Source organism: Jeotgalibacillus haloalkalitolerans (assembly GCF_034427455.1).
Taxonomy (GTDB): Bacteria; Bacillota; Bacilli; order Bacillales; family Jeotgalibacillaceae; genus Jeotgalibacillus; species Jeotgalibacillus haloalkalitolerans.
The window spans coordinates 447,530-462,153 of sequence record NZ_JAXQNN010000002.1; the positions used below are offsets into that span (position 1 = coordinate 447,530).

At 41.3% G+C, this 14,624-nt stretch carries 17 protein-coding genes; all 17 read right to left on the reverse strand.

Annotated features, from left to right (window positions below; translation table 11 throughout):
- Positions 1-85: 85 nt before the first annotated feature.
- The 17 genes from aroA to UFB30_RS07235 all read right to left on the reverse strand — a co-directional run bounded on the left by aroA (position 86) and on the right by UFB30_RS07235 (position 14,592).
- The gene (gene aroA, locus UFB30_RS07155) at positions 86-1,366 is read right to left on the reverse strand and encodes a 3-phosphoshikimate 1-carboxyvinyltransferase (protein ID WP_322421002.1); all 1,281 of its coding nucleotides are present in this window, start codon (positions 1,364-1,366) and stop codon (positions 86-88) included.
- A gap of 24 nt (positions 1,367-1,390) precedes the next feature.
- Positions 1,391-2,494 carry a prephenate dehydrogenase gene (locus UFB30_RS07160; RefSeq protein WP_322421003.1) on the reverse strand — a complete coding sequence of 368 codons (1,104 nt, stop codon included), beginning with the start codon at positions 2,492-2,494 and terminating at the stop codon, positions 1,391-1,393.
- Between the two features lie 13 nt (positions 2,495-2,507).
- Positions 2,508-3,593, reverse strand: coding sequence for a histidinol-phosphate transaminase (gene hisC / locus UFB30_RS07165; protein WP_322421004.1), 1,086 nt, complete (start codon positions 3,591-3,593; stop codon positions 2,508-2,510).
- On the reverse strand, positions 3,593-3,976 hold the full coding sequence (gene aroH / locus UFB30_RS07170; protein WP_322421005.1) for a chorismate mutase: 384 nt from the start codon (positions 3,974-3,976) through the stop codon (positions 3,593-3,595). Before aroH ends, hisC begins: the two co-directional genes overlap by 1 nt.
- Positions 3,973-5,049, reverse strand: coding sequence for a 3-dehydroquinate synthase (gene aroB, locus UFB30_RS07175; RefSeq protein ID WP_322421006.1), 1,077 nt, complete (start codon positions 5,047-5,049; stop codon positions 3,973-3,975). The genes aroH and aroB overlap by 4 nt, the downstream gene beginning before the upstream one ends.
- 1 nt (position 5,050) lies before the next feature.
- On the reverse strand, positions 5,051-6,223 hold the full coding sequence (gene aroC / locus UFB30_RS07180; protein ID WP_322421528.1) for a chorismate synthase: 1,173 nt from the start codon (positions 6,221-6,223) through the stop codon (positions 5,051-5,053).
- A 91-nt stretch (positions 6,224-6,314) separates the two neighbouring features.
- Positions 6,315-7,088, reverse strand: coding sequence for a CheR family methyltransferase (locus UFB30_RS07185; RefSeq protein ID WP_322421007.1), 774 nt, complete (start codon positions 7,086-7,088; stop codon positions 6,315-6,317).
- Positions 7,089-7,185: 97 nt separating this feature from the next.
- Positions 7,186-7,632, reverse strand: coding sequence for a nucleoside-diphosphate kinase (gene ndk / locus UFB30_RS07190; protein ID WP_322421008.1), 447 nt, complete (start codon positions 7,630-7,632; stop codon positions 7,186-7,188).
- A 92-nt stretch (positions 7,633-7,724) separates the two neighbouring features.
- The gene (hepT, locus tag UFB30_RS07195) at positions 7,725-8,687 is read right to left on the reverse strand and encodes a heptaprenyl diphosphate synthase component II (protein ID WP_322421009.1); all 963 of its coding nucleotides are present in this window, start codon (positions 8,685-8,687) and stop codon (positions 7,725-7,727) included.
- Between the two features lie 11 nt (positions 8,688-8,698).
- On the reverse strand, positions 8,699-9,412 hold the full coding sequence (locus UFB30_RS07200; RefSeq protein ID WP_322421010.1) for a demethylmenaquinone methyltransferase: 714 nt from the start codon (positions 9,410-9,412) through the stop codon (positions 8,699-8,701).
- Positions 9,413-9,414: 2 nt separating this feature from the next.
- Positions 9,415-10,191 (reverse strand): heptaprenyl diphosphate synthase component 1, encoded by a 777-nt coding sequence (locus UFB30_RS07205; RefSeq protein ID WP_322421011.1) that lies wholly within the window; start codon positions 10,189-10,191, stop codon positions 9,415-9,417.
- A gap of 207 nt (positions 10,192-10,398) precedes the next feature.
- A complete protein-coding gene (mtrB, locus tag UFB30_RS07210) occupies positions 10,399-10,629 on the reverse strand; it encodes a trp RNA-binding attenuation protein MtrB (protein WP_322421012.1) in 231 nt (76 codons plus the stop codon).
- 17 nt (positions 10,630-10,646) lie between these two features.
- On the reverse strand, positions 10,647-11,261 hold the full coding sequence (gene folE / locus UFB30_RS07215) for a GTP cyclohydrolase I FolE (RefSeq protein ID WP_322421013.1): 615 nt from the start codon (positions 11,259-11,261) through the stop codon (positions 10,647-10,649).
- A 152-nt stretch (positions 11,262-11,413) separates the two neighbouring features.
- Entirely contained in the window at positions 11,414-11,686 is a 273-nt protein-coding gene (locus tag UFB30_RS07220; RefSeq protein WP_039809415.1) for an HU family DNA-binding protein, read from the reverse strand.
- A 424-nt stretch (positions 11,687-12,110) separates the two neighbouring features.
- The gene (gene spoIVA, locus UFB30_RS07225; protein WP_322421014.1) at positions 12,111-13,589 is read right to left on the reverse strand and encodes a stage IV sporulation protein A; all 1,479 of its coding nucleotides are present in this window, start codon (positions 13,587-13,589) and stop codon (positions 12,111-12,113) included.
- Between the two features lie 81 nt (positions 13,590-13,670).
- Positions 13,671-14,387: a YphF family lipoprotein gene (locus UFB30_RS07230; protein WP_322421015.1), complete on the reverse strand. Its 717-nt coding sequence runs from the start codon at positions 14,385-14,387 to the stop codon at positions 13,671-13,673.
- A gap of 19 nt (positions 14,388-14,406) precedes the next feature.
- Positions 14,407-14,592 carry a DUF2768 domain-containing protein gene (locus UFB30_RS07235; protein WP_322421529.1) on the reverse strand — a complete coding sequence of 62 codons (186 nt, stop codon included), beginning with the start codon at positions 14,590-14,592 and terminating at the stop codon, positions 14,407-14,409.
- Positions 14,593-14,624 lie beyond the last annotated feature (32 nt).

Consider the following 14,624-nt stretch of genomic DNA (forward strand, 5'->3'; position numbering starts at 1 on the left):
AATTGATTAATCTTCAGAGTGAAACCTGCAGAAGCACGATTTTAAGAGCCCGGGACAAATTTGTCCCGGGCTCTAATCGTGAGGATTACTTCGTTACGTGTGATAAGTCTTCAAAAAATGCTGGATAAGAGACGCTGATACATTCATGGTTCTTGATGTGAACTGCATCATCAGTAATGAGCGATGCAACCGCGAGCATCATTCCGATCCGATGATCCCCTCTTGAATCCGCCTGTCCGCCATTCAGTTTGACAGGACCGTTAATGATCATCCCATCTTCAGTGGCATGAATATCAGCACCAAGCTTTTTTAATTCCTCAACAACAGCATCAATGCGGTTCGTTTCCTTTACTTTTAGCTCTTCAGCATCTTTGATCACTGTCTGACCGGTTGCCTGAGTAGCAAGGAGGGCGATGATTGGAATTTCATCAATCAATCTTGGTATTAATTCTCCCGCAATTTCACAGCCCTTCAGCCTGCTTGTGCTGATCATAATTTCACCCTGGGGCTCTTCTTCATCATTGGTCAGGTTCACACTGAAATCTGCCTCCATCTGCTTTAAAACATCCAGAATGCCGGTTCTGGTTTCATTTAACCCAACATCTTTCAGCACGAGACTGCTGCCTGAGGTGATGGCTGCTGCTGTAAGGAAGAAAGCAGCTGATGAAATGTCACCAGGAACGTGTACATCTTTCGCTTTAAAAGGCTGATTTCCACTGACCTTAATCTGGTTTCCTTCTCTGGCTATATTGCCCCCGAAGTGCCTGATCATTTTTTCAGTGTGATCTCTCGTTTTTTCCGGTTCGGTAATAATCGTTTCTTCTTCAGATTGAAGGCCTGCAAGAATCAGTGCTGATTTCAGCTGTGCACTGGCAACAGGCAGCTTGTAGTGAAATGACTTCAGCTTCCCGCCCCTGACCGAAAGCGGTGTTAAATTGCCGTTATCCCTGCCGTCAATTGATGCACCCATTTGTTTTAATGGTTCTGTAACACGGTTCATCGGACGTTTTGCAATCGACTCATCCCCTGTTACGACTGAATGAAAAGGCCGGCCTGCCAATATACCAAGAAGCAGTCTGGTTGTTGTTCCAGAATTACCTGTATAAAGGACCTCTTCAGGCTCTTTCAAACCGTGAAACCCTTTGCCTTCAATCAGGATTTCATCATCTTTCTCGGTAATATTGATACCCATCTTTCTGAAGCAGTCAATCGTACTGAGGCAGTCATCTCCTTTAAGGAAACCTGTTACTCTTGTTACGCCTTCTGAAATGGCACCAAACATAATAGACCGGTGTGAGATAGACTTATCACCCGGTACTTTTAATTCTCCCTGAATAGAAGGGTTTTCAAATTGAAGCATCTTCATCATAAAAACTCCTCTTATGAATATTTAGACAGTAAATACGTCATAGTCTGTGACAGAGGTAATGCATTCAGCACCGCGTTTACGATCCTCCTCAGTCTGAAAACTGATTGTCAGCACCCCATATATGTCTTCCCGGGTTTCCATAATTCTCAGGTTAACAATACTGATCTCTTCTTTTGCCAGGAGACCTGTAATTTCAGAGATCACCCCCGGGTAATCGGGTACATCAACAAAAAGGTCATAAAAAGATGGAATCGCACCTTTTTGCAGGATCGGCATCTCATCTCTGAAAGTTTTTGCTTCTGAAAAATAAGCGTATATATGCTCAGCATTATTTTCTTCAAGCATATTAATCACGCGGTTCATTTCCTGCTGCCATTCCATTAAAAGTTCCTTTAGGGTATCAATATTGTGAAGTGTAATATCTCTCCACATTGATGGATTTGATGATGCGATCCTGGAAATATCCCTGAACCCTCCTGCTGCAAGACTTGAGATCAGCGGCTGTTTTTGATAATTCTGCTTAACCTGATGAACAAGAGAAGATGCAATAATATGTGGGAAATGGCTGACCATCCCTGTTATATGATCGTGCTCTTCAGGCTTCACTTCCAGAAACTTTGCCTTACTGCCCCGCAGCCAGTTTTTTAACGTATCAATTGACTGTTCATCAGCAGAATCCCCGGGAGTTAATAGATAAAAAGCATTTTCAAATAAAAAGGCTTTTGCAGCAGATACGCCGCTTTTATGAGACCCTGCCATTGGATGTCCGCCGACAAACGTAATACCTTTTTGTGTCAGCACATGACTGGCTGACATAATGTTTTTCTTCGTACTGCCGACATCGGTTACAATCACATCCGGCTTCAGGTTAAATGCCGCGAGCGAATTCATCAGTTTTTCCGTCTCGTTAACAGGTGTACAGATAATAATCAGGTCAGCCTGCTCTGCATCATGCTGAAGAGATGAAGAAGTACGGTTGATTGCATGGAGGGCTTTTGCCAGTTTCATTTCATCCGGCTTAATATCATACCCGGTAACCTGCGCATCGGGATGTTCCTTCAATATAGCCAGTCCGATCGAACCGCCAATCAGTCCAAGCCCGATGATAAATACGTTTCCATTCATAACTTCACGACCTTTATTGCGTAATGATCTCCTTAATTGCTTTTAATGTTTTTTCGACCTGCTCCTCTGATCCGATTGTAATCCTTAAGCTTTCCGGATACCCAAGGGCGTGTCCGCTTCTTGCAATAATACCTTTTTTCATCAGTGATTCGAACATTTCATCTGCGTCCCGGTTAAAATGGATAAGAATAAAATTGCCCTGTGTCGGGAAATAGCTGAGACCGTACTCTTCGCAGAACTGTTGAAATTTAACGATACCTTTTCTGTTCTGCTCTTTGCAATACTTAATAAAATCCTGATCTTTTAAGGCTGCAGAAGCAGCAAGCTGCGCTAAAGAATTTGTATTGAATGGTTCACGTACCGGTTCAAGAGCCTGAATTAATGCAGGCTGTGCGATCCCATAACCAACCCGGAAGCCCGCAAGACCATATGCTTTGGAAAACGTTCTCGTGACAATCAAATTAGGGTACTGCTGAATTAACTCCAATGAGTCATAATAGTCATCAGCAGCTACATATTCGAAATATGCTTCATCCAGGACAATGACGACATCGTTTGGAATTTTATTCAGGAATTGTTTAAGGTCCTGATCACTGATGCTCACCCCGGTTGGATTATTCGGACTGCACACCCATACTACTGCGGTTTGATCATTCACTGCCTGTGCCATTTTATCCAGGTCATGCACCCCGTCAATCAGCGGGATTTCAAGGACTTCAGCACCTTCAATCACTGCATTATGTTTATATTGCGGGAAAGTCGGAGTCGCCATCACAGTATTTTTCGAGGAGTCAAGCATCGCTCTTGCTATGATCTGAATGATCTCGTCTGATCCGTTTCCTAAAATGAACTGATCACCCGGCAGCTGATAAAATTCAGTGAGTGCTTTCCTGAGCACTGTACCACCGCCATCCGGATAAATCGCATAGTTCAATGCATTTGCAGTAAGCTCTTCTCCTACTTTTTTAGAACATCCAAACGGGTTCTCATTTGAGGCTAATTTAATGATTTCATCAAGGCCGAGTTCTTTTTTTACATCATCCACCGTTTTACCGGGCTTGTAAGGTGTCAGTTTCTTCACCTGATCTTTTATATACATCATAAATCCACCTTTCTATTTGCTCCGACAAGGTCAGGACGTAATTTTACAGCTTCATGGTGATAGACGTGCTGTATCTCTTTTTGTTTTTTGGGTGTATTGACATGCACCATGACTCTGATACAAAACGGGAGTGCATCTTTCACGGGTATTTCACTCATACACATCACCGGTACATATTCCCATCCTTCAAGTTTTCTTAAAGCTTTTGCAGGAAATACCGAATTGATATCATCTGTCGTTGAAATAAAGACTGATGCAGTATCTTCAGGATCTATATTGTTTTTTTCGATCATATCCTCCAAGAGTGAGAAAGTAGCATTTACAATTGACTCCTGCTGATCATGATCAACGGTTGTAGCGCCTCTTATTCCACGAATCACTGGATTTCCCCCTTTCGCTTTAATAGAAAATGTATGTCTTTTAAATCTTCCTCTTCTATCTCTTTAAGAACAGGCTCGCCTACATTATTCAGTAAAACAAACCGGATCTTTCTGTTAAGGTTCTTTTTGTCTTTTTTCATAAGATTTAACAGCTCATCAAAAGGTGCCTTTGTTTTGAGATCGTATCCAATCGATACCACCCACTGTACAAAGCGATTCACATCAAAGGTCAGTTCAGCTTTCTTTTCACTTAATAAAAGTGCGTACACCATTCCAATCATCACACATTCACCGTGGAGCTTTTCGCCAAATCCGGACCAGGCTTCTACTGCATGACCGTAAGTATGACCGAAATTAAGAAAAGCCCTGATGTTTTGTTCGCGCTCATCCTGACGGACGATATCACCTTTAATCTCTATGCCTTTTTTTAATGCATATTGGAGAAAATCTTTATCAAGCTTTTCAAGATCTGTCACTTCATACATTAGTTCAGATAAAAATTGATGGTCTGCAATGAGTGCATGCTTAATTACTTCGGCAAATCCGGACCTGACTTCTCTCAGCGGCAGTGTTTCCAGAAACGATCGATCATAAATGACAGCTGAAGGCTGATGGAAGCTTCCGGTCATATTCTTACCTAATGGGTGATTAATCGCTGTTTTGCCACCAACTGCACTGTCATGCGCAAGGATCGTTGTTGGAACCTGTATATATCTAATCCCTCTCATATAAGTTGCTGCAGTAAAACCGGCCAGATCACCTGTCGCTCCACCGCCACAGGCAATGATTAAAGAATGTCTGTCTAATCCTGCTTCAAGTGCAGCACCCATGGCCTGTTCATAGACTTTAAATGATTTTGCCTGTTCACCGGCAGGCAGAATATAAAGTGCATCAGATTGTATGTGACGGTCAACACTTTCCTTATGCAGTTCATATACCCGTTCATCAATTAATAGCAGGATTGAAGTCACTGCAGGCTTCAATTCCCGGATGACACGATTTGTTTCACGAAGTGCATTTTCACCTATTAGAACCGGGTAAGACACTCCTGCGTTTATCGTTAACTGCTCCATATTAATAGTCCTTAGCGTATGCTCTGTGTTCATCAACAGATTTTTTTAATTGATCAAAACGGTCGCTGTCAAACTGATCACAAATTGCTGCTGCAATTTCCCATGCAACGACTGCTTCTGCAACGACAGCAGCCGCAGGAACCGCGCAGCTGTCTGACCGTTCGATACTCGCACTGAAAGGCTCTTTAGAGTCAATATCCACACTCTCAAGTGGTTTATAAAGCGTTGGAATTGGTTTCATCACGCCTTTTACAACGATTGGCATCCCGGTTGTCATTCCGCCTTCAAATCCGCCGAGGCGGTTTGATTTCCGGTAATACCCTTTTTCTTCTGACCAGGCAATTTCATCATGGACCTTGCTTCCGGGAAGTCTGGCCATTTCAAATCCCAAGCCGAATTCCACTCCTTTAAATGCGTTAATGCTCATAATAGCTGCTGCAATTCTAGCATCCAGTTTTTTATCGTAATGAACATAGCTTCCAAGGCCGGCAGGTACATTCTCAACAATTACTTCAACCACTCCGCCAATAGAATCACCATTTTTTTTCGCATCATCAATCGCAGATTTCATTTTTTCTGAAGCTTCTGGATCTACACAACGAACCTCACTCTGCTCAGATTTCTCACGCACTTCCGAAGCGGTCAGATCTGATTGTTCCTGTGCGATTACGCCGCCGATTTCTTTCACATGACAGGCAATTTGAATCCCGAGATCCTTCAGAATTTTTTGAGCCAGTGCTCCTGCTGCAACCCTTACTGTCGTTTCTCTTGCAGAAGAACGTTCCAATACATTCCGCATATCTCTATGTCCGTATTTGATTCCGCCATTCAAGTCTGCATGACCAGGGCGCGGCCGTGTGATTTTACGTCTTACTTCACTTTCTTCATCTTCAGTTAAAGGCTCAGCACCCATAATTTTAGTCCAGTGTGTCCAGTCTTTATTTTCAACAACCAGGGCGATTGGTGAGCCAAGTGTTTTACCATGCCTTACACCACTTAAAATCTGTGCACGGTCTGTCTCAATTTGCATTCTTCTTCCCCGGCCGTAGCCTTTTTGCCTTCTTGCAAGGTGCTCATCAATATCAGACGCTTCAAGCGCGAGCCCTGCAGGAAGACCTTCTATAATTGTCGTCAGTTGCGGTCCATGTGATTCACCTGCTGTTAAGTATCTCATCATAACGCTTTCCCCCTTCAACTCGCTAAAGTGATATTTGTACAGTCTAACATATTTTTTATTTTGTATGTAGTGAAATTATCCGGCAAGTTTAAATTTTCCGGTAAAAAAATGTTTCTGCTGATTCCAATCCATATTTACCCGGATTAAAAATCTGTTCTGTACTCCCTACAAACAGCACCCCTCCAGGCTTCAGAGCTTTGCTGAATTTATGATAAAGCTCTTCTTTTGCTTCTTCAGTAAAATATATCATGACATTTCTGCAGACGATTAAGTCAAAGCCTGAGTCAAAACGGTCGTTGAGAAGATTTTGCTGTTTAAAGGTGACATCATTTTTAATCTGATCAGACACTTTAAAGAATGAGCCCTGTTTAGTGAAGAATTTTTGTTTAACATCTACAGGCACTTCTGCCAAAGCTCTTTCCGCATAAAGACCAATTTTAGCTTTTTCAAGCGCAATCTTATCCAAGTCGGTGGCAAGTATTTTCGTAAAACTGCCTTTTTGAAATTTGTTCAGTACCATCGCCAGTGAATATGGTTCTTCTCCTGTTGAACACGCTGCACTCCATACTTTAAGAGGTTTATGTTTTTTTAGCAGCTGAGGTAATATCTGTTGCTCCAGCACTTCCCACCGTTTTTGATTCCTGTAAAACTCAGATACATTGATCGTCATACGGTCTAAAAATTCATCCATCAGCTCATGTTTTGCAGATAGAGCAGATGAAAAATCCGTAAATGAATAAAACCCCTTTTTTTCATATAACGATGTCAGCCGCCTTTTCATCTGTGCTTCCTTATAAAGCGAAAGGTCGATCCCGGTTTTACTTTTAATATAAGTTACAAAACCTGTATAATCATTTGACAATCCATACACCTCATTTAATTAAAGCTATTATAAGCTAATATAGTAAAACCTCAAAAAAAATGCTATAAAAAAAAGCACCCGTTAAGGTGCTTTTTTATTAATATACCCACTCATCACTTGATTTTTTGTATTCCAATGCAGCACTTTCACCGAAGAAAAGGTTTATCTCACGTTCTGCACTCTCTAAAGAATCAGAACCATGAATAATGTTTTTACCTACTGTCAGACCAAAGTCACCGCGGATTGTTCCGAGGTCAGCTTCACTTGGTTTTGTCGCTCCCATCATGTGACGTGCTGTTTTAACAACGTCTTCGCCTTCCCAGATCATTGCAAATACAGGTCCGGAAGTAATGAAATCCACCAATTCCCCAAAGAAAGGCTTGTCTGCGTGTTCACCGTAATGCTTTTTAGCAAGCTCATCAGAGATCACCATTAATTTACCTGCTGCTAATTTAAATCCTTTTCTTTCAAACCGGCAGATCACTTCACCGATTAATCCTCTTTGTACCCCGTCTGGTTTAACCATTAAAAATGTCTTTTCCATCTCAAATTCCCCCAACTATGTATGTCGGTCTTCAGAAGACCCTCTAAAAGATTATCACTCATTTCAATTTTTGGCAACGTTTTCATTACATATTAATACTTTCTTTTGCCGATAAAAATCGCGATATCTCTCAGTGACTTTTTAGCTTTGGAGGCAGGGAGTGTATCAAGCTGTTCAAGCGCCTTTACCAGATAACGCTGACTGATCATTGATGATCTTTTAATCGCGTCAGATTTCACGATACCATCAATAATCTGCTGCAAATCATCTTTTGGCATATCCTCGTGAACCTTCTTTATTTTATTGCCAAGCTCCCTATTTTCCATTGCAAAGAAAACAGGAAGGGTAATGTTCCCCTGTAAAAGATCTCCTCCAGCCGGCTTGCCGAGCTCTTTTTCAGTACCTGTAAAATCAAGAATATCATCCGTAATCTGATACGCCATGCCGACATAGTAGCCAAAACGGTAAAGTCTCTTTTGAATATCCGGGCTTGCTTCTCCGGTTACCGCGCCAAGCTGGCAGCTGACAGCAATTAAAAGCGCTGTTTTTCTTTTAATTCTTCTGAAATAGTCCTTCATGCTTTGATTAAACCTGTATTTATCCTGTATTTGAGCAATTTCACCGATACAGAGCTCAACAATTGCATCTGACAGAATACGATGGGCAGCCGGATCGTCAATCACTGTCATATAGTTTAAAGCTCTGGCAAACATATAATCACCCGTATACATTGCCACCTGATTGTTCCACTCTGCCTGTATCGTCGTTCTCCCTCTTCGCATATCAGAGTTATCAATCACATCATCATGCACTAAAGAAGCCATATGAATCAGCTCAAGCGCAACGGCTGCGTTTTTCACCTTGTGGATGTCATACTGCCCCGTCTTTGCTGACAACAGTACAAAAACAGGACGGATTCTTTTGCCTCCGGCCTGAAGTAAATGGAGTGATGCATTTTTTAATAGTGCAGTCTCCGAATGTATTGCCCTGCTCAGCTCTTTTTCTATCTCTTCGATATCCGTTTTTAAGAACGAATACAGCATCGTTAATTTCATTTAACTTCCACCTAATCTACATTTTGAGCTTTTTTAAATCCAATATGCATTGCTGCTGCTCCACCACTGAACGGTTTAAAATGTACACCTGAAAATCCTGCATCTTCAAACATAGACGCTAATTCTTTAGCACCCGGGAAATCCTTAGCAGATTCCTGCAGCCACGAGTATTCATTATAGCTTTTTGCAAGCAGCTTCCCGAATATTGGCATAACATATTTGAAATAAGCATAATAAATCTGTCTGAACCCTGGCATAGTCGGCTGTGATGTTTCCAAACAGACTGCCATACCCCCAGGCTTCAATACTCTGTTCATTTCTTTTAGCACCTGCAGGTAATCCGGTACGTTTCTGAGACCAAATCCAATCGTCACATAGTCGAATGAATGATCTTCATAAGGAAGTGACATTGCATTGCCGTGTACAAGTTGAATCTGGGGGTAATCCTTTACTTTTTCATGACCCGTTTTAAGCATGTTTTTACTGAAATCAAGTCCGATTACCTGCCCTTCTGTACCAGTTGCTTCTGCCAATGCAATCGTCCAGTCAGCTGTACCACAGCATACATCCAGCGCCTTTGAACCGGGTTCCACTTGCATTTTCTTCATTGTATATTTTCTCCAGCGGACATGCTGCTGGAAGCTGATGATTGAATTCATTTTATCGTAACGGCCGTGTATTTTTTCAAATACACCGTGCACTTTTTGTTCTTTTTCAGTCTGCATAATTACCCTTCCTCTGCATACATAATCAATCTTTCATAAAAAGAGCTGAAGATCGGCAGGTTTCTTGTTGATGAAGGAAGGTTCAGTTCCTTTACCTGATGCTCAATCTCTTCTGAAATCCTTTTGACTATACTTTTGTATGTCCGTATATAGTCTGATGCTTTAATATGATTTTTACCGTGTTTAAAAAAATAAAATAAACTTGAGAAATGACCTTCAGAAAAAACCATCTTTTCTTTCTTTAAGCGCTGCACGAGTAGTAATTTTTCTGCAAGCGGCACCATTTCCTGAAAACCAAGATGGCTGAAAAGGCTTGTTATGATAGCTGACTCGATCTTCGTAAGGCTGTGCAGATATTCACTTTCAGTTAAAGAATGACCTGAAGAAATCTCGATTTTATGTTCATTAATTTCTTCTATCGCATGTGCAATTTTTCTAATCAGTTCAATATCAGGAATGTCTGATAGTATTTTATAATAAAGACCGCTGTAGTAATCGCCGGCAAGCACTGTCAGCTGCTTCATGCGGTGCGATTCACTGTTTGCCGAAACTTTCTCGTGTGTATCCAGTGCCTGCTGAATCAGGATCGCTGTAGCCACATAGGATTGATCAAGTTTTGTATATTTATTTTTAAGGTAAAAGGGGAGTAAAAGCAGAGACAGTCTCTCAAGGTCAATCTCAGGCTGTCCGATTGCTGCATGAAGATAGGGATGATGAATTTGGTCTAATATGTGCTGCACTGTGTCATTCATCCAGCGCTCAGATTGTTTAAAGCTCATCGTTCTCTCCCCGTTTCGTTAGTTCGTATGTAAGATCAGGCAGGCTCTATTATTTTAAAAAAACGCTGAGTTCGTCATCGGTCATGACGCTTATGCTGTTTCCATATACATAGAGTCAAATTTATAAATCCCTACCATTATAGCATACCAATTGTATGTATTGTGAAGTCAAAAGAAGCCAGCACTTGCTGGCTTCGACCATTCATTTTATTTCTTAGTTTTTTCATCACTTAAGACTTCTCCATGTGCAGTAAGGATCGAGGCCTTACCACGCACTTTCACAGCTGAAGTATGTTCAGTAAACTGAGCGATCATCACTTCACCCTTATCCAGCTTTTCCGAATGATGGAACTTTGTATCTGTGCCACGGGTTAATCCGATCACATTTACGCCATCCTCAAGTGCTTTAATACTTATAAAATTACCCTGATCACTCAACTATATTCGCTCCTTTATTAATCCATCTTAAGAAGGGTCATAACTTCGTTTCTCAGCACAGAATCTTCTTCATATATGCCGCGTGCTGCAGTTGTAACGGTCTTAGCACCTGGTTTTTTAACGCCTCTCATTGTCATACACATGTGTTCAGCTTCGACAATTACATAAGCGCCATGCGGTGCCAGCATTTCCATAATTGCATCAGCAACAGTAGATGTAATTCTTTCCTGCAGCTGAGGTCTTCTTGCAGTTGTTTCAACAGCTCTTGCCAGTTTACTCAAGCCTGTAACCTTACCGTCTTTAGGCAGGTAGGCTACATGAGCTTTCCCGTAAAAAGGTACAAGGTGATGTTCACACATTGAATGAAATGGAATATCCTTCACAAAGACAAGCTCTTCATGATCTTCATTAAATACAGTTTTAAAATATTCTTTCGGATCCTGATGAAGCCCTGAGAACATTTCTTCATACATTTTTGCTACCCTTTTAGGAGTATCAAGCAATCCTTCTCTGTCCGGATCTTCTCCCACAGCTTCTAACAGCATCGTAATTGCTTTTTGTATTTTTTCCCGGTCCACCCGGCCATTATTTTTTTCCGCTAATGTTGTTAATTGTTCAGTTGTATGGTCCATAGTCGTATCCTCCTGCACTGCTATTATTTCACTTCATATTAGCATAACGGCTTTAAGAGGCGCAAAGGCAACTGCTCAGTAAATGTGCGGAATGATTATGTTCATATAAAAAACCGCACGGAATGTGCGGTTTTTTACGCTAAAGATATGTATTATTTAACAGCATCTTTTAGCGCTTTACCTGGTTTGAAAGCAGGCACTTTGCTTGCTGAGATTTCGATCTCTTCACCAGTTTGCGGGTTGCGTCCTTTACGGGCAGCACGTTCGCGCACTTCGAAGTTACCAAAACCAATCAGTTGTACTTTGTCACCTTTAGCAAGTGCATCTTGTACTGTATCGAATACTGCATCAACTGCTTTAGTTGCGTCTTTCTTAGAAAGTTCAGCAGACTCAGCAACTGCATTAATTAGTTCAGTCTTGTTCACGTCATTCACCTCCTCCAAAAAAGTATGGGCAAGTCTCTGTTTCATAGTGAACATTGAATAGCATCTTCACGATTTTAAATAATCGTTAAAAAGCCCATAGAATCAATGTTTTAGATCAATTCTGTTAAAAGATTATCACATAAAAAATACATTAGCAAGAATAATACGATAATTATTGGCAATCTCTTCTTATTATCTCCTCATTCTGGGGAAATAAACCCTTTTCCGGCATCAAATCGCATAATATAAAGGTTTTCAGAGAAAATAACAATCAGAAAAATTTTTCAGGGTCAGTGATATTAATTGTAAGAACAGTATCATAGCATACCGTTTATAGTTTATTAAACTGAATCATATAATCCGTAATATCATTTTAACAATCAACAAAAAAACAGCCCCTATAAACAGGCTGTTTTAAAAGTGATTATAGTATAATGGCGATCATACCACCTGAGCCTTCATTAATGACTCTTTCTAATGTTTCTTTAAGTTTGTAACGGGCATTTTCCGGCATAATCGCCAGTTTTGCCTGTATACCCTCTCTGACAATCGAACTGAGGCTTCTGCCAAAGATATCTGAACTCCATATCGATAAAGGATCGTCTTCAAAATCCTGCATGAGGTAATGCACAAGCTCTTCACTTTGTTTTTCAGTGCCAATAATAGGTGAAAATTCTGATTCCACATCAACTTTGATCATGTGAATGGAAGGTGCCACTGCTTTTAACCTGACACCGTAACGCGCACCCTGCCTGATAATTTCAGGTTCATCAAGACTCATATCTGAAAGTACCGGGGCTGCAATGCCATATCCGGTCTGTCTCACCATTTTCAGCGCATCAGAAAACTGGTCGTATTCTTTTTTTGCTTCGGTATAGTCCTTGATGAGTGATAAAAAGTGATCTTTTCCGGTTACCCGCTCCCCGATCAATTCTTCAATCACCTGGTCATATAATTCTTCCGGTGCATGGAGATCAATATTTGCTACCCCTCCACCCATATCCATTCCGGCAAGCTGTGCAGCATCAACATGTTCAAACTCTTCAAATTGTCTGACAACCCTGTCAACATCCCTGATCCTGCGAATATCATGGATTACATCCCCAATCGCAGTCTCAAAGTGTGATCTCAGCCAATGCTCCTGATCAAGCACCATGACCCATCCCGGGAGCTGTACATTTACTTCTAAAACCGGAAATTCATAGAGCGCTTCCTTCAGCACCATCATAACGTCGGCTTCACGCATACTCTCAACACTCATTGCGACGACAGGCACATCATATTTAAGCTGTAATTCCTTTCTTAAGGTTTCAGTCTGTTCCTGATGCGGTCTGGCACTGTTAAGTACCATGATGAAAGGCTTACCAACCTCTTTTAGCTCTGCAATAATTTTTTCTTCTGTCTCTTCATAGCTTTCTCTCGGGATCTCACCAATCGTGCCATCGGTCGACATCATTACTCCGATCGTTGAGTGATCCTGTATTACTTTTCTAGTACCGGCTTCAGCAGCCTCATCAAATGGAATTGGTTCATCATACCACGGTGTATGAACCATTCTGGGACCATATTCATCTTCATGCCCCTTTGCCCCGGGGATTGTATAACCTACACAATCAACCATTCTGACGTTCACTTCCAGGCCTTCTGACACGGAAATTTTAACTGCCTGATTAGGAATAAACTTTGGTTCAGTCGTCATGATTGTCCGTCCAGCTGCACTCTGTGGAAGTTCATCCTGGGCACGTTCTTTCTCGGCAGGGTTTTTCATATGAGGTATGACAGCAAGCTCCATCATTTTTTTAATAAAAGTGGATTTACCGGTTCTAACAGGTCCTACTACACCAATGTAAATATCCCCTCCAGTTCTCTCAGCGATGTGCTCAAATACATTTTGTTTTTCCATCTGCAAGCCCCCCTGTTTCAGCATCACGCATTAATATTCTATGAGGACATGCTGCAAAAAGAACAAAAAAAACCGGCTCTTTTACGAACCGGATTCTTCTCTGCCATATTTAATTTCATTATCTTCACCAACATAGTAAGGCACACTGTAGGCAGGTACTACTCTTGAATCTTCAAACAAAATTGGACGTAAATCCTCTTCTCCCTGAAGTGCTGAAAGATCCTGATCCTGCGTAAGCTGATACAGATCAGTGATATAGTCTAAATAAATGGTCCCGTCACCACTCGCAACAAACGGAAGTTCATTTCCAGTATACGGACTGACCATTGTCGGTTCTTCATCAAAACCAAGCTTGGAATAATCAACAGCATACATATTGTCTCCGACCTGTTCCTTGAACGGGATACCCCTGTTAGCCTGTATTCTGATTTGTATTGTCCGGATCATCTCTGCAACTCTCAAATCAAACACATACACCGTTGGATCCTCTTCAACATTTAATAGCGTGTACTGAAACACCCCGCCGTTTTCAAATGCATTACCGGGCAATTCAGCCATAAACCTCGGTTTCAGCATTGAGAAATCAATCTGATATTTTCTGTACATCGGCGTGTCATTTTCTACTGTTTTGATCGGCAGCAGACCACCAGTGCTCTCCTGATACTGATCAACAGCAGATTGTACGCTTTCAATCTGTTCCTCATATGCGATTTCATTTCCCGCTCTTTCCTGAGAAGGGAACATACACCCAGTCAGCAGAACTGACAGCATAGCTAATGCGATCAGGCGTTTATACATATATACTACTCCCCCCGGATCAGGTTTCCATTGTAGGACCGCTCAAGACGACCCATAACATAATTAACCCTGCAAGTATCATAAAAACATATGCTGCAAATGCAGTAATAAATTTCAAAACTTTGTTTGATATTTTATATCGGCTAAAATAAATAATAATAATTGCCAGAAACATAAATCCCATTGAACCGAATGAAATCCACATCTTCGTTAAAGCATCCACTAAAGCTCACCCTT